We start from the raw sequence: 20,334 nt of genomic DNA on the forward strand, positions 1-20,334 counted from the left end.
TCACAATACGTCGTCTGGGCATGATGGTAGGCGGAGCAAGCCGCTTACTGGCCTTTTGGCAGTATAGCCGTCACATTGACCTTACCGGCAAGGCTGACAACAGTGAACGCTAGTTTGCCCGGCAAGTGCAATGCCGCAGCTCTTGTGTGGCCGCTCTGCGCTGAGCATCTATTCAGTTTAGAACGCACTGCCTAAGCGCCGCGTTATGCCGCCAGGCCTGCAGCTGTCAGTCGGCCAACGACACATCCAGCACGCGGATGCTGCCGAGTTGTGGGTAATGCCAGTGCACCTCGACATCCCAGAAGCGCACGCCGTAACGGCGCTCAGGCGATGGCTGTTGATAGGCCGGGCGCGGGTCTTGGGCCAGGCACTGTTCGATCAGCTCAACCAGCGGTTCAGCCAGGCGCTGGCTGTGGCTGTGGGCCTGCAGCAGCGCCTCCTCCTGCCACGTCACCCCGATCAATGCCGGGGCGCTGTCGGCGATGCGGTTATAGGCCTCCGTGACGCTGTCGGCGTAGGGCACGTAGGGCTTGATATCCAGCACGGGCGTGCCATCAAGCAGGTCAATACCGGAGAGCCAGAGCTTGCCCTGTTCGACTTTATCCAGCTTAACCACCGATTGGCCGATGCCATTGGGCCGGTGGGTAGCGCGGGTGCTGAACACGCCAACTGACTGATTGCCGCCCAGGCGCGGCGGGCGCACCTTCAGGCGCGGCTTGTCTTCCAGCGCCTGATGAAACAGAAACAGCAGCCAAACGTGGCTGACCTGCTCCAGGCCCTGTACCGCATCGCCGTTATCGAAGGGTGCCAGCAATTCCAGCACGCCCCGGGCGGCCGGGGCGAGTTGCGGCTGGCGGGGGATGGCGAACTTCTCCTTGAAGCAGGAGCGGAGAAAACCAATGGGCGAAACGGAATAAGACATGGCGGCGTGATCGAGTGAAAACGCCGCCATAGTACCTGACTAGAGGCTAAAACCGCCGTCGATGGGGATGATTGCGCCCGTTATGTAGGCACCGGCGGTGCTGGCCAGGCTGATCGCCAGGGCGGCCATTTCTTCTTCACGGCCCCAGCGCTGCATGGGGATCAGGGCCGTGTCTTCGGCCATGGCGGCTGCATCGCCGGCGATATGCTGGGTCATCTTGCTCGGGAAGCGCCCAGGGGCAATTACGTTGACGTTGATGTGCTCGCGCACCAGTTCGCGGGCGAGCATGCGTGACAGCTGATGCAGCGCCGCTTTGCTCGGGCCGTAAGCGTAGGCATTTTCGCCGTGCGAGGTCATGCCCGCCACCGAACCAATGTTGATCACCCGCGCCGGGTTGGCCGCGCTGCCGGCTTTGCGCAGCAGCGGCAGCAACTGCTGGATGCAGCTGAACACCGAAGTGACATTGAGCTGCATGACTTTCTCCCAGCCCTTGGCCGGATAGCTTTCCAGCGGTGCGCCCCAGGTGGTGCCAGCGTTGTTGACCAGAATATCCAGGCTGCCGATCTGCTCAGTTAATTGCTGAGCCAATACCTGTACGCCTTCTTCGCTGGCCAGATTGGCGGCGATGCCATGGCAGGTGCCGAAGGCGGAGAGTTCAGCGGCGGTTTGCGCGCAGGCCTCGCCATCGCGGGCGCAGACATAGACCGTTGCGCCGGCCTCGACAAATGCTTTGGCGATCATCTTGCCGATGCCGCGGGTGCCGCCGGTCACCAGGGCGGTGCGGCCTTGCAGATCAAAGTAGGGGTGCATGGCAAGTCCTCAGGGGGATGAATGCCACCAGCCTAATCGCGTGCCTGCCGTGCGGCAGGCACTATTGGCCTTGGAAATACGCTGCCATGCAGGGCGCATGGCAAGGAGCGGCGTTACTCGCCGCGTACGCGCAGGGTCAGGCCCTTGAGGAAGTTACGCAGGAACTGATCACCGCAGGTGCGGTAATTGCTGTGGCCGAATTTGCGGAACAGGGCGCTCATTTCCGGTTTGGAAACCGGGCAGTCGACGCTGTTCATGACCGCGTGCATGTCGTCTTCTTTCAGCTCGAAGGCCACACGCAATTTCTTCAACACGATGTTGTTGGTGATTGGCAGCTCGAAGGGTTGGCCCGGGCGGCTGTCGTCTTTGCCACGCTTGTAATACACCAAGCCATCAAGGAAGTGCGCCATCAGCTCATCGTCGCAAGCGCTAAAACCTTCTTCATCGTCTTTTTTCAGCAATGGGCTGAGTTCAGCGACGGTGATTTTTTTGCCGCTCAGCTGGAAGATCTCGGCCATCTGCGCATCGCTGATGTCGAGGGTGTAGCGCAGGCTGCGCAGTATGTCGTTATTAAGCATGGGGTGGTCCTGAAAAGGGCTGATGCACAAGGCGCATCAGCTAAAAAATTAGAAACGTTCTTTGCCAGCCAGGTAGCGCCATTGCCCCGGCTGTACCTTGGCCATCGACACGCCGCCAATGCGGATGCGCTTCATGCCCAGTACCTTGAGGTCGACACTGTTGCACATGAAGACCAGCTGGCCGGGCAGCGGATTCTTCAAGGCGAAGCGTAGGCGCGTTTCGTTCTGCCAGCTGACTTTGCACGGCGGCAACGCCACGCCATTGAAGGTCAGACCGTGGGCCAGGCGTTTGAGTTGGCTGGCGCTCAAGGTGCCGAGCACCTCGACCACATATTCCTGCTCGAGCTTGTTTAGGTCTTCCTTGAGCTTGCGCTCGATGCGCCAGTCCTGGGTAAGCACATGCAGGCCGTCGGCCCCGACTTGCAGCGGTGCGCAGCTGTTCAGGCGAGCGAAATGGCTTTTCAGCGGGCGGATGCCGGACGCGTCGTCCGCCCAATGGTTGGCCACGCCGATGTTCTCGATGGCGCGATCCGGGTAATGCCCGGCCGGTACATTCAACAGCAGGGTGACGGGTTCGGCGGGGGTCAACACGGCATCGGCGAGCAGCTCAACGCGTTGCTCGCTGACTTTGAATTGCGGCTCTTCGACCACCACACCATCCACCGTGACCCAGCCGCCCTCGATATACAGCTCGGCCTCGCGGCGCGAACAGCCGATCACTTCAATCAGGCGTTTGGACAGGCGAACAGGCTCGGTCATAAAAAGCAGTCATCAATAAACAAAGGGCTGCCATTGTAACTGGCCGAGACGGCTATGCACGGAAGATCAGGCTGATGGCGACGATAAATCTGCGGCCAACTGGAAATGCGCAAGGCCAGGCTTGGTGCTCGGCAATAAAAAACCGCCCCGAGGGGCGGTTTTTTATAACGCGGGTGGTTAGCCGCCCAGGTATGCGTCGCGTACCTTGGGGTCATTCAGCAGTTCGTGGCCGCTGCCCTGCATGACGATCCGTCCGTTCTCCAGCACATAGCCGCGGTCGGCCAGCTTGAGCGCCTGGTTGGCGTTCTGCTCGACCAGAAACACCGTTACCCCGTCCTTGCGCAGCTGTTCGATGATGTCGAAGATCTGCTGGATGATGATCGGTGCCAGGCCCAGCGACGGCTCATCGAGCAGCAGCAGGGTGGGCTTGCTCATCAGCGCACGGCCGATGGCGAGCATTTGTTGCTCACCGCCGGACATGGTGCCGGCGCGCTGGGCAAAGCGCTCGCGCAGACGCGGGAACAAATGCAGGACTTTATCCAGCTGTTCCTGATTGTCGGCTTTGCTGCCGAAGAAACCGCCCATTTCCAGGTTTTCTTCCACGGTCAGGCGGGCGAATACCCGCCGGCCTTCCGGGACCACGGCAATGCTCTTGCGCATGATCTCTGGGGTGTCCATGCCGATCAGTTCTTCGCCCTGATAGCGAATGCTGCCGCTGCTGGCCTGTGGGTTGCCGCACAGGGTCATCAGTAGCGTCGACTTGCCGGCACCGTTGGCGCCGATCAGGGTGACAATTTCACCCTGACGGACCTCAACGTTGACGTCGTGCAGCGCCTGGATCTTGCCGTAGAAGGTGGAAACATTCTCGAAATACAGCATCAAGCTTCCCCCAGATAGGCTTTGATCACGTCCGGGTTCTCGCGGATCTGCTCCGGCGTACCGTCCGCCAGGGGCGTGCCCTGGTTGATCACGTAGATGTGGTCGGAAATGCTCATGACCAGTTTCATGTCGTGCTCGATCAACAGCACGGTGACGTTGTGCCGATCACGCAGCATGCCGATTAGCGCCTTGAGGTCGTCGGTCTCGCGCGGGTTGAGGCCCGCAGCGGGTTCGTCGAGCATCAGGATGCGTGGGCGAGTCATCATGCAGCGGGCAATTTCCAGGCGGCGCTGCTGGCCGTAAGCCAGGGTGCCGGCCGGGCGGTTGGCGAATTCGGTCAGGTTGACCTGGTCCAGCCAATGCGCGGCATAGTCCATGGCCTCGCGCTCGCTTTTGCGAAACGCTGGGGTCTTGAACAGTCCGGCGAGGAAGTTGGTGTTGAGGTGGCGATGTTGCGCCACCAGCAGGTTTTCCACCGCGGTCATATCCTTGAACAGACGCACGTTCTGGAACGTACGCACCACGCCTTTGCGCGCGATCTTATGGCCGGGCAGGCCTTCGATCTGCTCGCCGTCCAGGCTGATGCTGCCGGCCGTTGGCTGGTAGAAACCGGTCAGGCAGTTGAACACCGTGGTCTTGCCAGCACCGTTGGGGCCGATCATCGACACCACTTGCTGGGGTTGCACGCTAAGGGCCACGCCGTTGACGGCCAGCAGGCCGCCGAAGCGCATGGACAGGCCGCTTACTTCTAGAATCGGGCGGCTCATCGTTTCAGCTCCAGGTGCGGACGTTGCATGGGCAACAGGCCCTGCGGACGCCAGATCATCATGAATACCATCAGGGCACCGAACATCAGCATGCGGTACTCGCTGAACTCACGCATCAGCTCGGGCAGCAGGATCATCACCACGGCGGCGAGGATGATGCCGAGCTGCGAGCCCATGCCGCCCAGCACGACGATGGCGAGGATGATCGCTGATTCGATAAAGGTGAACGACTCAGGCGTCACCAAACCCTGGCGGGCGGCGAAGAAGCTGCCGGCGAACCCGGCAAAGGTCGCACCGAGGGTGAAGGCCGAGAGCTTGATCACGGTCGGGTTCATACCCAGCGCGCGGCAGGCGATTTCGTCTTCACGCAAGGCTTCCCAGGCGCGGCCGATTGGCATGCGCAGCAGGCGATTGATCACGAACAGGGTCAGCAACACCAGCAGCAGGGCGATCAGGTAGAGGAAGATCACCTTGTTGATCGAGTTGTAGGCGACGCCGAAGTACTCGTGGAAGGTCTGCATACCCTCGGCGGCTTTGCGCTCGAACGACAGGCCGAACAGCGTCGGTTTGTCGATGTTGCTGATGCCGTTGGGGCCGCCGGTGATGTCGGTCATGTTGCGCAGCAGAATGCGGATGATCTCACCGAAGCCCAGGGTGACGATGGCCAGGTAGTCACCGCGCAGGCGCAGCACCGGGAAACCCAGGATAAAGCCGAAGAATGCCGCCATCAGGCCGGCAATCGGTAGGCATACCCAGAAGCCCAGGCCGTAGTAGTGCGACAGCAGCGCGTAGCTGTAGGCACCGACGGCATAGAAACCGACGTAGCCCAGATCGAGCAGGCCAGCGAGGCCAACCACGATATTCAGGCCGAGGCCGAGCATCACGTAGATCAGGATCAGCGTGGCGATGTCCACCGCGCCGCGCGAACCGAAGAACGGCCAGGCCAGGGCGACCATGATCAGGCCGAGGATGATCCAGCGCTGGGTCGAAGGCAGGGTGAGAAAGTTACTCGCCTGGCTCGGTACGCTGGGCAGGCTCGGCACCTGGCTCCAGGCCGCGCTCAGTTGGCTGCGGAACAACTGCCAAAAGAACATGGCAATCGCACAACCGGCGATGGTCCAGATAATGGCCGGGCTGGCACCTTGTACTTCGAGCTTGATGCCCACGGTGGTCAGCTTCAGACCGAGTACCGGGTAGGCCACGGCCAGCACCAGTAGGGCGCTGAAAATCGCGGTCTTGAGGTTTGTGGTGATGGCAGTACTCATACTTTTTCAACCTCCGGACGACCGAGGATGCCCGTAGGACGGAACAACAACACCAACACCAATAGGCTGAAGGCCACCACGTCCTTGTATTGGTCGCCGAAGATATCAGCGCCAAAGGCTTCGGCCAGGCCGAGCAGCAAGCCACCGAGAACGGCGCCTGGAATGCTGCCAATACCGCCCAGTACAGCGGCAGTGAAGGCCTTGATCCCCGCGAGGAAGCCCAGGTGCGGGTTGATCACGCCGTATTGCATGCCCAGTAGCACGGCGGCGACGCCGGCCAGAGCAGCACCGATGACGAAGGTCAGGGCAATGATGTTGTTAGTGTTGATGCCGAGCAGGTTCGCCATCTTCAGATCTTCAGCGCAGGCGCGGCAGGCGCGGCCCAGGCGGGAACGGGAGATGAACAGGGTCAGGCCGAGCATGACAAAGAAGGTGACGACGAAAACCAGCACCTGCATGTAGGAAATCACCACGCCATTCATCGCGCTTTCACCAAACACGAAGTTGCCGGGTAGCAGGTTGGGGATGGCTTTGTCTTTCGAATCCTGGGCCAGCAGTACTTCGTTTTGCAGGAAAATCGACATGCCGATGGCCGAAATCAGCGGGATCAGGCGATTACCGCCACGCAAGGGACGATAGGCAACCCGTTCAATGCTGTAGCCGTAGGCACTGGCAATAATGATGCTGCCGGCAAAGGCGGCGATCATCAGCAGTGGCAGGCTATCCAGGCCCAGCATGGTCAGGCCGGCAATCGCGATAAAGGCGACATAGGAGCCAATCATGTAAACCTCGCCGTGGGCGAAGTTGATCATGCCGATAATGCCGTAAACCATGGTGTAGCCGATGGCGATCAGGGCATAGGTGCTGCCAACGGTCAGGCCGTTAACCAGCTGTTGCAGGTAGTGATATAGATCAGGCATTGCCTAACTCCTGGGTTGGCACGCAAGGCAGCGCTTGTGGCGCAGCATGCAACCGGAATTCTTCTAATAAGCAAAGCCCACGGCGGATGCAGTGGGCTTTGGGTTCAGGCGGGAGGCTTACTTGGCTTCGGTCTTGGTACCGTCCTGGTGCCATTCGTAAACCACAAAGCTGAAGTCCTTCAGGTCGCCCTTCTCGTCGAAGGTCAGGTTACCTGTCGGGGTGTCGAAGCTATTGGCGCGCAGGGCAGCGGCCACTTTGGCGGTGTCGGTGTCGCCAGCTTTGCTGATGCCTTCAGCGATAACCTGAACAGCAGCATAGGCTGGGAATACGAACGGGCCGCTTGGGTCTTCGTTCTTGGCCTTGAATGCATCAACCAGTGCCTGGTTGCGTGGGTCCTGATCGAACGACTTCGGCAGGGTTACCAGCATGCCTTCGGAAGCCGGGCCGGCGATGGCCGAGATTTCCTTGTTGCCTACGCCTTCTGGGCCCATGAACTTGACCTTCAGGCCTTTCTCGGACGCTTGGCGCAGCATCAGACCCAGCTCTGGGTGGTAGCCGCCGTAGTAGATAAAGTCGACGTTGGCTTGCTTGAGCTTGGAGATCATCGAGGAGAAGTCCTTGTCGCCGGCGTTGATGCCTTCGAACAGAACTACCTTGGTGCCTTTGCCTTCCAGGGTCTGCTTGACCGCGGTAGCGATGCCTTCACCGTACTGCTGCTTGTCGTGGATCACGGCAACGGCTTTCGGCTTGACGTGGTCGGCAATGAAGTTACCTGCGGTTGGACCTTGCAGGCTGTCCAGACCGATGGTGCGGAAGATCAGCTCATAGCCACGCGAGGTGACGTCCGGGCTGGTCGACGCCGGGGTGATCATCAGAATGCCTTCGTCTTCGTAAATGTCCGACGCAGGCTGAGTGGAGCTGGAGCAGAGGTGGCCGACCACGAATTTGACTTCGTCGTTGACGATTTTGTTGGCCACGGCAACCGCTTGCTTAGGGTCGCAGGCATCGTCATAAACCACGCCTTCGAGTTGCGCGCCATTCACCCCACCGGCTTTGTTGATCTGCTCGATGGCCATTTTGGCACCGATGAACTGCATCTCACCGTATTGCGCGACGGCGCCGGTGACCGGGCCTGCCAGGCCAATTTTGATGGTGTCAGCCGCTACCGAGTAGCTGGCAACGCCAGCCATGGCCATGGCGGCAAACAGTTTGGAAATCTGCTTAGTAGCCTTGTTCATAGTGCTCCACTCTTATTGGTTTTGATTATTGTAGTTCTGGCGGCCAAAGCTGCAGAACCGGGTTGTTTCCCCCGGCCATTCCCCCGGCAACTGTACCGGTGCAGTGTAGAGCGCTGCTTCGCGGCTTGAAAAGCCGCTTGCTGGGGGCAAAGGCTTGAGGTGTCGCTTTAACGCAAGAAACGTATAGAAAAACGGCGTGTCTTTCTCGCTGCTGGTAACGTCGCGAATGACTTCGGGAATTTGCCAGCGGGCGGGTCAACGCTATCATGGCCGCCGATTGGTAAATTGGCCATCCATGACAGGGCATCCCATGACTGAACAACCTAGCACCCTCTATGCCAAGCTGCTTGGTGAAACTGCAGCAATTACCTGGCAGGAGCTGCAACCTACCTTCGCCCGCGGCGCATTGCTGCTGGTCGACGCTACGCAGGACCTGATCGACGTGGCGCAGGCTGTGGCGCAGAACGACCATGAAAAAGTTGCTTCCTGGCTGGCGTCTGGGCTGCTAAGCCGGGTCGATGACAGCCGTGCCGAAGACCTGCTAAACCGCGATCCTGAACTCTGGGCGGTGGTGGTAGCGCCCTGGGTGCTGGCGCAAGAACGACTCGAGCGCGCGCCGCTGCACTGAGTTGGCGCTCATCAGGCTGCAGCAGAGCAACTATGCTGGCAGCACCACCGACTGATTGCGGGAGCTGCCAGCATGTTTGAACCCGGCCATTTGCATCGTGCCAACACCTTGGCTACGGCTGAGCTGCCGCTCTTCAACATCGACCTGTATTACGAAGTTCGCCAGGACTCCAGCGAGGGGCCGATGTTGCACATGCGCCTGCAGGGGCAGGTGGACGGCAAGGTCTTTGAAGAGGTTTTCGAACTGCACCGCGACACGGCCTACAACTTTGCCAGTGTGGTCAGTCGGTTGGCACATAAGCATGGTATGCCGACTGATAGCAGCCTGATCATGCACAGCCACGCCGAGTACGATCAGATGTTCGAGGACATTCGCGCCAAGCTCGGCGCGCACAGCGGCGAGCCGGTCAATCTCGACCATCTGGACAAGGACGGTTTTTAAGCGGCATCGCGCAGCCTATGGCAACCAGCCTGCGGCACTTCAACCCCGCTCGGGCGTGCGCCAGTCGGCCATTTTACAAGCGCGGACTGGGCAAGGCGGATGCAGGCGCAACCTACGTTAAGATGGCGGCCTTGATTGTATTGGAGACTGCCTATGTCCTCACATCTTCCAGCTTTGGCATTCGCGGGTATTGGCCTGATGGGCCTGCCCATGACTCAGCGCCTGCTGGCCGCTGGTTTTGCGCTGACGGTCTGGAACCGTTCGGCGGAGAAATGCGCGCCCCTGCAGGCGCGCGGCGCACAAGCGGTTGCGCGCCCTGCGCAGCTGTGCGCTCAGGCCGATATCGTCATGCTCTGCTTAGCCGATACCGAGGTGGTGCGTGAGGTGGTTTTTGGCCCAGGCGGGATTGTTGAAGCAGCCAAGCCTGGGCAGCTGCTGGTGGATTTTTCCAGCCTGGAACCTGCTGCTACCCGTGCGATGGCGGCCGAGCTGTACACCCGCTGTGGCATGCGTTGGGTCGATGCGCCGGTATCAGGCGGCACGCCGGGGGCCGCCAGCGGTACGTTGGCCATCATGGCCGGTGGCCGGGTGGAGGACATCGAGCGTGTGCGGCCGATTCTCGCGCACCTGGGGCAACGGCTGACGCGCATGGGCGATGTTGGCGCAGGCCAGGTGACCAAGGTGTGCAACCAGATGATCGTCGCGTGCAACGCGTTGGTGATCGCCGAAGTGGTGGCCCTGGCGGAGCAGGCCGGGGTCGATGCCAGCCTTATCGCGCCGGCGCTGGCCGGCGGCTTTGCCGACTCCAAACCGTTACAGATTCTCGCGCCGCAAATGGCCGAGAGTCAGTTCGAGCCGGTCAAATGGCATGTGCGCACCCTGCTTAAGGACCTCGATACGGCGGTCAAACTGTCGCAGCAGGTCGGCTCTGCTACGCCGCTTAGTGGCCTGGCCGCGCAGTTGATGCGTCAACACGGCCGTCAGGGCAATCTGCAGCGCGACCCGGCAACGCTGGTGCAGCTGTACCGGGAGCCACGGCATCAAGAGGCACAGCCATGAAAATTGCCGCCAACCTGTCGCTGTTATTTACCGAGTTGCCCCTGCTTGAGCGCGTGGTGGCGGCGGCCGCTGCCGGCTTTGATGGCGTGGAAATCCAGTTTCCCTACGAATTGCCGGCCGTCCGCCTAAAAGAGGCGCTGGCGGCGGCAGGCATGCCGTTGCGCCTGATCAATCTACCGGCGGGTGACCTGATGAGCGGCGGTGCTGGGTTGGCCGCCGTGCCTGCGCGTCAGGCTGAGTTCGATGCCGCGCTGCAGGAGGCCTTGAGTTACGCCGCCATGGTCCGCCCAGCGTTGGTCAATGTGTTGCCGGGGCGTTTAGCTGCTGGCCTTGAACCTGAGCAGGCACTGGCTTGTCTGGTCGGCAATCTACGCAAGACAGCCGAGGCCTTCCAGCTGTTGGGGATTGGCGTGGTGGTGGAGGCGATCAACCCGTTAGACATGCCAGGCTTTCTGATCAATACCCCGCAGCAGCTGGATGCCCTGCTCAAGAGCGTGGCGCAGCCTAATCTGAGCGCGCAGTACGACCTTTACCACATGGCCCGGCAGGGCGTGGACATCCTCGCGGGGCTTACTCTGCTGGCGGGGCGTATTGGTCATGTGCAGTTTGCCGATTATCCCGGGCGTGGCGCGCCAGGCACTGGCGAACTGCACTTCGCGCCGCTGCTGTCGGCCTTGCGTGCGAGTGGTTGTCGCGGGTGGTTGGCGGCCGAATATCGGCCGGGTGAGGCGGCGACCGGCGCAAGCCTGGGCTGGCTTGGCGAGTGGCGCAAGCTGTTGCGTGGCAACTGACGGGTGTGGCCGAGGCAAGCGTGCTCCGCTCGCCGTCGGTCTTCTCGACTCCGCCGCGCCGCCCTGGTTTGTGAGCTGCGGTTTGCTCGAGCGGCCATTGCCCGGCATACACACCACCAATAGTCACAGACAGCCAAGGTGCAAGGCTCTAGATTTGCCTGCACGTGCTGGGCGCGATGGCTGGCTGAGTGCCGCTGGCGTGTTTCGATAACAATAATTAGAGATGGATTCCATGCAGCAATCCCTGCAAGCGACGAATGCCTGGCGCATTCTGTTCCTGCTTTTTCTCGCCAATTTGTTCAATTTTTTCGATCGCACCATTCCGGCGATCATCATCGAGCCGATCCGCATGGAGTGGGGCCTAAGCGACCTGCAGCTGGGGTTGATCGGTACCGCCTTTACCATTGTCTACGCCATCGCCGGTGTGCCGCTGGGGCGCATGGCCGACACCGGCGCGCGACGCAAGATCATGGGTTGGGGCCTGGCCGTCTGGAGTGGCCTGACGGCGGTGAACGGCTTGGCCTGGAACTTCTGGAGTTTCCTGCTGATTCGCATGGGCGTGGGCATTGGCGAGGCCAGCTACGCGCCGGCGGCCAACTCGCTGATTGGCGACCTGTTTCCGGCGCACAAGCGCGCACGGGCCATGGGTATCTTTATGCTCGGGCTGCCGATTGGTTTGCTGCTGGCGTTCTTCACCATTGGCGCGATGGTTAAGGCCTTCGACAGCTGGCGCGCGCCGTTCTTTATTGCCGCAGTGCCGGGGATGATTCTGGCGCTGTTTATGTTCTTTATTAAAGAGCCCGCGCGTGGTGCGGCCGAGCAGGTCAAGTCACAGACCACGCCGGTGGATAAGCCAGTGCGCAAGGTGCTGGCGATTCGCACCTTCTGGTGGTTGGTGGTGGCCGGGTTGACGTTCAACTTCGCCACTTACGCCTGCAACTCATTTATGGTGCCGATGCTGCAGCGCTACTTCCTGTTGCCGCTGGAGCAAGCCGCCATGGCCACTGGGGTGATTGTCGGTCTTACCGGTTTAGTCGGCCTGACTCTGGGTGGCTGGCTGGCCGACAAGATTCATCAGCGCTGGCAGACCGGGCGCTTGCTGTTTGCTGCGTTGAGCATGCTGATCGCCGCGACGGCTACTGGCGTTGCCTTGCTCGCGGGGCGGGTTGAAGTTGCCGTGTTTGTGGCCTTGTTCAGCATTGGTTGGTTGTTTGCCTACAACTTTTACACCTGCGTTTACACCGCGATTCAGGATGTAATCGAGCCACGCTTGCGGGCTACGGCCATGGCGCTGTTCTTCGCTGGCCTGTACCTGTTAGGGGGTGGCCTGGGCCCGGTGGCGGTTGGGCTGCTGTCGGATCATTACTCCCAGGCGGCGATGCTCGCGGCAGGCGCAAGTGAGATGAGCGAAGCCTTCAAAGCCGTGGGTTTGCACAACGCCATGTACCTGATACCGGTGGCCTTGTTTATGACCATGCTGGCGCTGGTGCAGGCCTCGCGCTGCTTTGTGCGCGATTCCGCGCAGATGCAGCGCGGTATGGCTGAAGGCGTGCCGGCCTGAACCGGACCCAGACAGCAAAAGGCCCGCAATTGCGGGCCTTTTGCTGTCTGGGTATACACCTTAGGCTTAGCCGGCGACCAGCACGCGGATGGCTTCCAGGCGTAGCGCGGCTTTGTCGAGCATGGCCAGGCCTTGCTCGCGCAATTGGCGCAGGGCGTTGAGTTCACTGTCGCGCACACTTGGGTTGACCGCTTGCAGGGCGATCAGGCGCGCCAGTTCCTCATCGGTCTCGGCGGCCAGGCGGCGCTTGGCTTCATCGACGCGGGTGTTGTGGCGCTCGGCAACTTTACCTTCGCCGGCGTTGATCAACGGGTTGAGGCTGTCGCGCTGGGCCTGGACGAACTTGTTGGCACTGGCGCGCGGGACGCTTTCCAGCTGATCGTTCAAGGTATCGAAAGCCACCTTGTGCGCCAGGTCGTTGCCGTTGGCGTCGAGCAGGCAGCGCAGGGCAATCGGCGGCAGATAACGACCGAGCTGCAGCGCACGCGGCGCGACTACTTCACTGACATAGAGCATTTCCAGCAACACGGTGCCGGGTTTCAGTGCCTTGTTTTTGATCAGCGCGACGCCGGTGTTACCCATCGAGCCGGAGCGCACCAGGTCCATGCCGCCTTGCACCATGGGGTGTTCCCAGGTGAGGAATTGCATGTCTTCGCGCACCAGGGCCATGTCGCGATCGTAGGTGATGGTCACGCCTTCGTCGTCGCCGAGGGGGAAGCTGGCATCCAGCATCTTCTCGCTGGGGCGCAGGATCAGCGCGTTGTCGGAATGGTCTTCACTGTCGATGCCAAAGGCGTCGAACAGTTGCTCCATATAGATCGGCAGGGCGAACTGGTCGTCTTGCTCGAGAATCGCTTCGACCAGTGCTTCGCCTTCGCCAGCACCGCCGGAGTTTAGCTCCAGCAGGCGGTCGCGGCCAGCGTGCAGTTCGTCTTCCAGGCGCAGGCGCTCGGTTGTGGCTTCATCAACCAGCGCTTGCCACTCGCCGTCATCGCCGCTTTCCAGCATCGGCAGCAGGCGGCTACCAAACTTTTGCTGCAACGCGTTACCGGTCGGGCAGGTGGCAAGGAAGGCATTGAGTGCCTGGTGATACCACTGGAACAGGCGCTCTTGCGGGCTGTTTTCCAGGTACGGCACGTGCAACTGAATGCGGTGCTTCTGGCCGATGCGGTCGAGGCGGCCAATGCGCTGTTCGAGCAGGTCCGGGTGCGCCGGCAGATCGAACAGCACCAGGTGGTGAGCGAACTGGAAGTTGCGGCCTTCGGAGCCGATTTCCGAGCAAATCAGTACCTGGGCGCCGAACTCTTCATCGGCGAAGTAGGCCGCGGCGCGGTCACGCTCAAGGATGCTCATGCCCTCGTGGAACACCGTGGCCGGGATGCCTTTGCGTACGCGCAGGGCGTCTTCCAGGTCCATGGCGGTTTCGGCGTGGGCGCAGATCACCAGGACCTTGAACTTCTTCAGCATCTTCAGGGTGTCGATCAGCCATTCGACGCGCGGGTCGAACTTCCACCAGCGCAGCTCTTCATCGACTTCCGACTGCGCCTGATAGCTGACCTCTGGGTACAGGTCGGCGTGCTCGCCGATGGGCAGCTCCATGTATTCGTCGGGGCTGGCCAGCGGGTAGGGGTGCAGCTCGCGGTCGGGGAAACCCTGCACGGCGGCACGGGTGTTACGGAACAGCAAGCGGCCGGTGCCGTGACGGTCGAGCAGTTCACGCACCAGGCGCGCCGAAGCTTCGCTGTCGCCGGCATTGACCGCGCTGAGCAGCTCTTCACCACCGTCACCGAGGAAGTCGTGGATGGTCTTGTGCGCCGCGTCGGACAGGCTGCCTTTGTCCAGCAGCTCCTGTACGGCTTCGGCAATCGGCTTGTAGTGCTCGCTCTCAGCGCGGAAGGCATTGAGGTCGTGGAAGCGATTCGGGTCGAGCAGGCGCAGGCGCGCAAAGTGGCTGTCCTGGCCGAGTTGCTCGGGGGTGGCGGTGAGCAGCAGCACGCCGGGGATTATTTCGGCGAGCTGTTCGACCAGAGCGTACTCGGCGCTGGCGTGTTCCGGGTGCCAGACCAGGTGGTGCGCTTCGTCGACCACCAGCAGGTCCCAGCCGGCAGCGAACAGCGCGTCCTGGGCGTTTTCGTCCTCACACAGCCACTCAAGCGCGACCAGCGCCAGCTGGCAGTCTTCGAACGGGTTGCTGGCATCGCTTTCGATAAAGCGCTCTTCGTCGAACAGCGCAACGTCCAGATTGAAGCGCCGGCGCATCTCCACCAGCCACTGGTGCTGGAGGTTTTCCGGCACCAGGATCAACACGCGGTTGGCGCGCCCGGAGAGCAGCTGGCGATGAATCACCAAACCGGCTTCGATGGTTTTCCCCAGGCCTACTTCATCCGCCAGGAGTACCCGCGGGGCAATCCGGTCAGCCACTTCGCGGGCGATGTGCAGCTGGTGAGCAATCGGTTGCGCGCGCACGCCGCCCAGGCCCCAGAGACTGGATTGCAACTGGCGGCTGGTGTAATCGAGGGTGTGATAGCGCAGGGCGAACCACGGCAGCGGGTCGATCTGCCCGGCGAACAGGCGGTCACTGGCCAGGCGGAACTGGATAAAGTTCGACAGCTGGGTTTCCGGCAGGGTGACGCTTTCGTGCTGTGCATTAAGGCCGTGATAAACCAGCAGGCCGTCAACATCGTCGACTTCCTGGACGGTCAGCTTCCAGCCCTCGAAGTGGGTGATTTCATCGCCCGGTGAAAAGCGTACGCGGGTCAACGGCGCGCTGCGCATGGCGTACTGGCGGGTTTCGCCGGTGGCCGGGTAGAGCACGGTGAGCATGCGGCCGTCCTGCATCAGAACGGTTCCCAAACCCAGCTCCGCTTCGCTGTCACTGATCCAGCGTTGCCCCGGTTCATACTGCGCCATGCTTGTCTCCCGCGTAAAAAAGCCGACTATGTTAACGCAGCGCCGGGCCTGACCAAAGGCGCAATGCTCCACGTCGGGCACTTTGTGTGGTTTGGTTGATCAAAAGTGTAGCGAGCTGGCGCTCAAGTCGCGGCCTCGCCGGCCGACAGTCTGACCAAAGGAGGGCTGAAAAATGCTGCCACCAATCCCCCACAGCCTGGCTCCTGTCACCGTGCAGAACGATGTGGTCAAGCCGCGCCCGGAAATTCCGCCGGTGACCGCGGCTGCCGAAAGCGCCAAGGAAAGCGCCGTCAGTGTGGACAAGCGGCACCCGCAGGAGGCCGAGGCGCTGCTGCGCGAAGAGCAACGCCGGCGCCAGCGTCGACGCGGCTATACGCCCGAAGAGTTGGCCGAAGGTGAGGTGGGCGCAGCCGATGAAGCCGACTTCGAGGAGCTGCCGCGTCAAGGGTTGTGGGTGGATGTTGAAGTCTGAGGACTGCACACTTATTCACACCGTCCTGCGAGCTTTACCCTGTGGATCTATTTGATGACAACCCACTGCAGCTACCCAACGCCGAACTTGAGTTGCATACGCAGTGGTTAGATGTAGCGACCGCCGAGCGCTGGCTAAGCGAGTTGATCGCGCAAACACCCTGGCAGCAGCCGCACGTACAGATATATGGCCGGCAACTGCCGGTGCCAAGACTGGTGGCTTGGTATGGCGATGCTCAGGCCCGCTATCGCTACTCGGGCTTGACCCATCAACCGCTGCCCTGGACGCCATTGCTTGCGCAGATTCGCGCACAGGTGGTCGCTGCTGTCGGGCAGCCACTGAATGGCGTGCTGCTCAACTATTATCGTGATGGTCAGGACTCCATGGGCTGGCACAGCGATGATGAAGCAGAGTTGGGCGCTAATCCGCTGATTGCCTCGCTTAACCTAGGCGGCACTCGGCGTTTTGATTTGCGCCGTAAGGGGCAAAGTCGTATTGAGCATTCGCTGCCTTTGGCGCATGGATCATTGCTGGTCATGCGCGGGCCAACCCAGCATTATTGGCAGCACCAAGTGGCGAAGACGCGCAGCCCCTGTGCGCCACGTCTGAACCTGACCTTTCGTTTGATCAAGCCGAGCCCATGAGCCAAGACAACCAGCTGATTGATTTCGCGGCCGAACGCGACAAACGCATCCATGACCTGCGTGACAAAAAACTCAATGAAATGCGTGACGCGTTCGAACAAGCCCTGCCATTGCCCAAGGGCAAGAAGAAGCCTGCAGGCAAACCGAAAAAGCGTTGATGCCGGCAGGTGGCGAGCTGATTTATTGATCTGGATCAGCTAAGCGCCGCCTCATGCGAGCCGCGCCTGGCCATTATTGATCTGGATCAATAGCGGCCAATTTGCCCCTGATACCTTGAAGCCATTCCCACACAGGCTTCATGCAGGAGGCAACCATGTTTATCGATGTCGTAGTTCTCGCCGGTATCGGCACGGTCGGTCTGATGGTCGCCTTCTTCGTCGGTGTTGGCTATTTCATCTGGCAGGACTCGCACAAGCGCAAGCAGGGCTGAATCCGCTAGGGCAAGGGGCACGCAAGGCAATTTGGGCGACTTCGGTCGCCCTTTTTTATGCCTGTGCCATGCATGGCGAGCATCCAGTCGAACAGCCGCAGCGCGCGGTTAACGATGATTTTTGAGCATGCTTACCGGGGTTATGCGCTTAGATGGCGCTGGCGTCTTGCGGGTTGTGGGGTGATTCGAGGCGCAGGTAACTGTCGAGCTTGGCTTGCTGCGCCGCTGTGGTGAAGAGGCCGAGTTTGCTGCGCCGCCAGAGAATGTCCTCGGCCTGTATAGCCCACTCGTGCTGGCATAAATAGTCGACTTCACGGGTGTAGAGGCTGCCGCCCAGGTGCTCTCCCAGATCGCTGAGGCTGCTCACGCCTTTGAGCATTACCCAGCTGCGGCTGCCGTAGCTGCTGGCCCAGCGCCGGGCCAGGGCGGTGGGCAGCCAGTCAAAGCGTGCACACAATGCTTCGATCAAGACGCTTTGACTGTCCAGCTGCTCTGCGCCAGGCAGCAGGCTGGTCGCGGTCCAGCGGGGGCCCATCTTGGGGAAGAAGGGCGACAGTTGTTCCAATGCCGATTCGGCGAGTTTGCGGTAGGTGGTGAGCTTGCCGCCGAATACCGAAAGCAGCGGCGCTTCGCCCGGTGGGCTGGACAGTGACAGGGTGTAATCGCGGGTGACCGCAGACGGGTCGTCCGACTCGTCGTCGCACAGCGGCCGCACGCCGGCGTAAGTGTGCAGAATATCGCCGCGCGCCAACTGCTTTTTGAAGTGGGCGTTGACTACGTTCAACAGGTAGTCGGTTTCTTCTGCGCTGATCGCTACTTTGCCAGGGTCACCTTGGTATTCACGGTCGGTGGTGCCGATCAGGGTGAAGCGCTCCTGATAGGGGATGGCGAACACAATGCGGCGGTCTTCGTTTTGCAGAATGTAGGCCTGCTCGCCCTCGAACAGGCGTGGCACGACGATATGGCTGCCCTGGATCAGGCGAATGCCGTAGGGCGACTGCTGCTTCAGGTCTTCCCGAATAAACTGCGCAACCCAGGGCCCTGCGGCGTTGACCAGCGCACGTGCACGAATCGAAAACAGGCTGCCGTCGTGACGTTCCAGGTGGATATGCCACAGGCCTTTGCTGCGCCGGGCGCTGAGGCAGCGGGTGCGGCTGTGCACGTGTGCGCCGTTTTCGCGGGCGGCCATGGCGTTGAGCACCACCAGGCGGGCGTCGTCGACCCAGCAGTCGGAATATTCGAAGCCGCGGCTGATCTCGGCTCTCAGCGGGCTGCCGGCGCCAAAGCGCAGGCTGCGCGAGCCGGCCAGCTTTTCGCGCTTGCCCAGATGGTCGTAGAGAAACAGCCCGGCGCGGATCATCCACGCCGGGCGCAGGTGCGGGCGGTGCGGCAGGATAAAACGCAGGGGTTTAACGATATGCGGGGCTTTGTTCAGCAGCACTTCACGTTCGGCCAACGCTTCGCGCACCAGGCGGAATTCGTAATGCTCCAGGTAGCGCAGGCCGCCGTGAATCAGCTTGCTGCTGGCCGAAGAGGTGTGCTGCGCCAGGTCGTCCTTTTCACAAAGGAACACGCTCAGGCCGCGACCGGCGGCATCGGCGGCAATCCCCGCGCCATTGATGCCGCCGCCAATGACGGCGAGGTCATAGACTTCAGCGAGAGGGGTGTGGCTGGCAGAGCGAGTAGGCATGGCGGCACCGAAAGTCAGTATTGAACTTTAAATGTTCACTTTCGAAAATATGCTAGTCGAATATGCACAGCTTCGCCACCCCGGGGTGCGCTTTCGCGCCCAACGGCGTTCGGTTATTAAAATTAAGGCGCTGGGTTACACCAGGTCGAGCTGCACCTTGTGTTCGCTGAGCAGGCGGTTGACTGCAGTTGAGGGGGCGGCGTCGGTGAACAGTCGATCAACCAGGGCAACCGAACCCAGGCGCACCACGGCATTGCGGCCAAATTTGCTTGAGTCGACGGCCAGGAATACCTGGCGGGCGTTGCTAATAATGGCTTGGGAGACGCGGACTTCCTGATAGTCGAAGTCGAGCAGGCTGCCGTCTTCATCAATTCCGCTGATGCCAACCAGGGCGAAGTCGACTTTGAACTGCTGGATAAAATCCACTGCTGCCTGGCCCACCACGCCGCCATCGCTGCGCACGGTGCCGCCGGCCAGGAGCACCTCGAAGTCGGCCTTGGCGCTGAGCTGGGCCGCCACGTGCAGGTTATTGGTGATGATCTTCAGGCCCTTGTGGCCGAGTAACTCACGGGCAATCGCCTCGGTGGTGGTGCCGATATTGATAAACAGCGACGCGTGGTCGGGGATTTGTGCGGCGATGGCGGTGGCGATGCGCTGTTTTTCATCGCGCATCAGGCCTGCGCGCATGCTGTAGGCGGTGTTCTGGATGCTTGAACTTTCACTCGCCGCGCCGCCGTGGGTGCGGCGCAGCAAGCCTTGTTCGGCGAGCTGGTTAATGTCGCGGCGAATGGTTTGCGGAGTGACGGCAAAGGCCTGGGCCAACTCGTCGATGCTGACGTAGCCGCGCTCGCGGGCGATTTCGAGAATATCCTGTTGGCGCAGCGGCAGGGTCATGGAGGCTCCTTGGAAGTGCGCGCATTATAGACTGGCGGCTGCTAAGTTTATGAGCATGCCACCCACACAAGTCACTCTGCGGGTCGCCGCTAGGCGACGTTAAAAACTGCTCTAGGCAGTTTTTTCGGCTAAGGTACGCCAACTTTGTCAGATTGTTTTCACATTCGAACATGACCCCAGCCATCGATTTGTTAAAAAAGGCCAAAGCGGTGCATCAGGTGCACAGCTATAGCCACGATCCCAAGGCGGCTTCCTACGGTTTGGAAGCGGCGGAAAAGCTCAATCTTGACCCTGCGCAAGTGTTCAAGACCCTGCTGGCGGCCAGCGAGAAGGGTGAGTTGCTGGTAGCGGTGGTGCCGGTGGCAGGCACGCTCGACCTGAAAGCCTTGGCTCAGGCGGCGGGCGTGAAGAAAGCCGACATGGCCGACCCGGCAGCGGCGCAGCGCGCTACCGGTTACCTGCTGGGCGGCATCAGCCCGCTGGGGCAGAAGAAGCGGCTGCGTACTTTTATTGATGAGTCCGCGCAGCAGTTTCCCAGTATCTACGTCAGCGCCGGGCGGCGCGGCTTGGAAGTACAGCTGGCGGCCGCTGTGCTGGCGCAACTGACCCAGGGGGTATTTGCCCCAATCGGTCGCGGCTAAACGCCGTTCAATAACCTATAACAACAAGGAAATC

The 20,334-nt window shown here is 61.0% G+C and carries 22 protein-coding genes; 10 read left to right on the forward strand and 12 right to left on the reverse strand.

Annotated elements, in window-relative coordinates:
• Window positions 1-226: 226 nt before the first annotated feature.
• The 9 genes from tsaA to Q0V31_RS11955 all read right to left on the reverse strand — a co-directional run bounded on the left by tsaA (window position 227) and on the right by Q0V31_RS11955 (window position 8,139).
• On the reverse strand, window positions 227-922 hold the full coding sequence (gene tsaA / locus Q0V31_RS11915; RefSeq protein ID WP_298187940.1) for a tRNA (N6-threonylcarbamoyladenosine(37)-N6)-methyltransferase TrmO: 696 nt from the start codon (window positions 920-922) through the stop codon (window positions 227-229).
• A gap of 39 nt (window positions 923-961) precedes the next feature.
• Window positions 962-1,732: an SDR family oxidoreductase gene (locus Q0V31_RS11920; protein ID WP_298187942.1), complete on the reverse strand. Its 771-nt coding sequence runs from the start codon at window positions 1,730-1,732 to the stop codon at window positions 962-964.
• A 113-nt stretch (window positions 1,733-1,845) separates the two neighbouring features.
• A complete protein-coding gene (locus tag Q0V31_RS11925; protein WP_298187944.1) occupies window positions 1,846-2,310 on the reverse strand; it encodes a DUF1456 family protein in 465 nt (154 codons plus the stop codon).
• Window positions 2,311-2,358: 48 nt separating this feature from the next.
• A complete protein-coding gene (locus Q0V31_RS11930; protein WP_298187947.1) occupies window positions 2,359-3,069 on the reverse strand; it encodes an rRNA pseudouridine synthase in 711 nt (236 codons plus the stop codon).
• 177 nt (window positions 3,070-3,246) lie between these two features.
• The gene (locus Q0V31_RS11935) at window positions 3,247-3,948 is read right to left on the reverse strand and encodes an ABC transporter ATP-binding protein (RefSeq protein ID WP_298187949.1); all 702 of its coding nucleotides are present in this window, start codon (window positions 3,946-3,948) and stop codon (window positions 3,247-3,249) included.
• Complete coding sequence (gene livG, locus Q0V31_RS11940; protein ID WP_298187951.1) at window positions 3,948-4,715, reverse strand: high-affinity branched-chain amino acid ABC transporter ATP-binding protein LivG; 768 nt, start codon at window positions 4,713-4,715, stop codon at window positions 3,948-3,950. The genes Q0V31_RS11935 and livG overlap by 1 nt, the downstream gene beginning before the upstream one ends.
• The gene (locus Q0V31_RS11945) at window positions 4,712-5,968 is read right to left on the reverse strand and encodes a high-affinity branched-chain amino acid ABC transporter permease LivM (protein WP_298191056.1); all 1,257 of its coding nucleotides are present in this window, start codon (window positions 5,966-5,968) and stop codon (window positions 4,712-4,714) included. The genes livG and Q0V31_RS11945 overlap by 4 nt, the downstream gene beginning before the upstream one ends.
• A gap of 8 nt (window positions 5,969-5,976) precedes the next feature.
• Window positions 5,977-6,900: a high-affinity branched-chain amino acid ABC transporter permease LivH gene (livH, locus tag Q0V31_RS11950; RefSeq protein ID WP_274086748.1), complete on the reverse strand. Its 924-nt coding sequence runs from the start codon at window positions 6,898-6,900 to the stop codon at window positions 5,977-5,979.
• 117 nt (window positions 6,901-7,017) lie between these two features.
• Window positions 7,018-8,139, reverse strand: coding sequence for a branched-chain amino acid ABC transporter substrate-binding protein (locus tag Q0V31_RS11955; RefSeq protein WP_298187958.1), 1,122 nt, complete (start codon window positions 8,137-8,139; stop codon window positions 7,018-7,020).
• A gap of 310 nt (window positions 8,140-8,449) precedes the next feature.
• On the opposite strand from Q0V31_RS11955, the gene Q0V31_RS11960 reads away from it, so the two are divergent.
• The 5 genes from Q0V31_RS11960 to Q0V31_RS11980 all read left to right on the forward strand — a co-directional run bounded on the left by Q0V31_RS11960 (window position 8,450) and on the right by Q0V31_RS11980 (window position 12,619).
• Window positions 8,450-8,767, forward strand: a complete 318-nt coding sequence (locus tag Q0V31_RS11960; protein WP_298187960.1) for a DUF2288 domain-containing protein — start codon at window positions 8,450-8,452, stop codon at window positions 8,765-8,767.
• Between the two features lie 72 nt (window positions 8,768-8,839).
• Entirely contained in the window at window positions 8,840-9,208 is a 369-nt protein-coding gene (locus Q0V31_RS11965) for a DUF5064 family protein (protein WP_298187962.1), read from the forward strand.
• A gap of 153 nt (window positions 9,209-9,361) precedes the next feature.
• On the forward strand, window positions 9,362-10,267 hold the full coding sequence (locus Q0V31_RS11970) for an NAD(P)-dependent oxidoreductase (protein ID WP_298187964.1): 906 nt from the start codon (window positions 9,362-9,364) through the stop codon (window positions 10,265-10,267).
• The gene (locus Q0V31_RS11975; RefSeq protein ID WP_298187966.1) at window positions 10,264-11,058 is read left to right on the forward strand and encodes a TIM barrel protein; all 795 of its coding nucleotides are present in this window, start codon (window positions 10,264-10,266) and stop codon (window positions 11,056-11,058) included. Before Q0V31_RS11970 ends, Q0V31_RS11975 begins: the two co-directional genes overlap by 4 nt.
• 232 nt (window positions 11,059-11,290) lie before the next feature.
• Window positions 11,291-12,619, forward strand: a complete 1,329-nt coding sequence (locus Q0V31_RS11980; protein ID WP_298187969.1) for an MFS transporter — start codon at window positions 11,291-11,293, stop codon at window positions 12,617-12,619.
• 66 nt (window positions 12,620-12,685) lie between these two features.
• On the opposite strand, the gene rapA is transcribed toward Q0V31_RS11980, so the two are convergent.
• Complete coding sequence (rapA, locus tag Q0V31_RS11985) at window positions 12,686-15,529, reverse strand: RNA polymerase-associated protein RapA (protein ID WP_298187972.1); 2,844 nt, start codon at window positions 15,527-15,529, stop codon at window positions 12,686-12,688.
• A gap of 172 nt (window positions 15,530-15,701) precedes the next feature.
• Between rapA and Q0V31_RS11990 the strand changes: the two genes are divergently transcribed.
• From Q0V31_RS11990 to ccoM, 4 genes are all read left to right on the forward strand, one after another.
• On the forward strand, window positions 15,702-16,001 hold the full coding sequence (locus tag Q0V31_RS11990) for an aspartate-semialdehyde dehydrogenase (RefSeq protein ID WP_298187974.1): 300 nt from the start codon (window positions 15,702-15,704) through the stop codon (window positions 15,999-16,001).
• A gap of 41 nt (window positions 16,002-16,042) precedes the next feature.
• A complete protein-coding gene (locus Q0V31_RS11995; protein WP_298187979.1) occupies window positions 16,043-16,645 on the forward strand; it encodes an alpha-ketoglutarate-dependent dioxygenase AlkB in 603 nt (200 codons plus the stop codon).
• Window positions 16,642-16,803, forward strand: a complete 162-nt coding sequence (locus Q0V31_RS12000; RefSeq protein WP_298187981.1) for a hypothetical protein — start codon at window positions 16,642-16,644, stop codon at window positions 16,801-16,803. The genes Q0V31_RS11995 and Q0V31_RS12000 overlap by 4 nt, the downstream gene beginning before the upstream one ends.
• Before the next feature lie 155 nt (window positions 16,804-16,958).
• Window positions 16,959-17,075, forward strand: a complete 117-nt coding sequence (ccoM, locus tag Q0V31_RS12005) for a cytochrome c oxidase subunit CcoM (protein WP_276605876.1) — start codon at window positions 16,959-16,961, stop codon at window positions 17,073-17,075.
• A gap of 148 nt (window positions 17,076-17,223) precedes the next feature.
• On the opposite strand, the gene glpD is transcribed toward ccoM, so the two are convergent.
• Both glpD and Q0V31_RS12015 read right to left on the reverse strand, forming a co-directional pair.
• Window positions 17,224-18,765, reverse strand: a complete 1,542-nt coding sequence (gene glpD / locus Q0V31_RS12010) for a glycerol-3-phosphate dehydrogenase (RefSeq protein WP_298187986.1) — start codon at window positions 18,763-18,765, stop codon at window positions 17,224-17,226.
• A gap of 135 nt (window positions 18,766-18,900) precedes the next feature.
• Window positions 18,901-19,659 (reverse strand): DeoR family transcriptional regulator, encoded by a 759-nt coding sequence (locus Q0V31_RS12015; protein ID WP_298187987.1) that lies wholly within the window; start codon window positions 19,657-19,659, stop codon window positions 18,901-18,903.
• A gap of 170 nt (window positions 19,660-19,829) precedes the next feature.
• Here Q0V31_RS12015 and ybaK point away from each other — a divergent pair, with 170 nt between their 5' ends.
• Window positions 19,830-20,300 carry a Cys-tRNA(Pro) deacylase gene (gene ybaK / locus Q0V31_RS12020; RefSeq protein WP_298187989.1) on the forward strand — a complete coding sequence of 157 codons (471 nt, stop codon included), beginning with the start codon at window positions 19,830-19,832 and terminating at the stop codon, window positions 20,298-20,300.
• Window positions 20,301-20,334 lie beyond the last annotated feature (34 nt).

Source organism: uncultured Pseudomonas sp., from assembly GCF_943846705.1.
In the GTDB taxonomy this organism is placed as follows: Bacteria; Pseudomonadota; Gammaproteobacteria; order Pseudomonadales; family Pseudomonadaceae; genus Aquipseudomonas.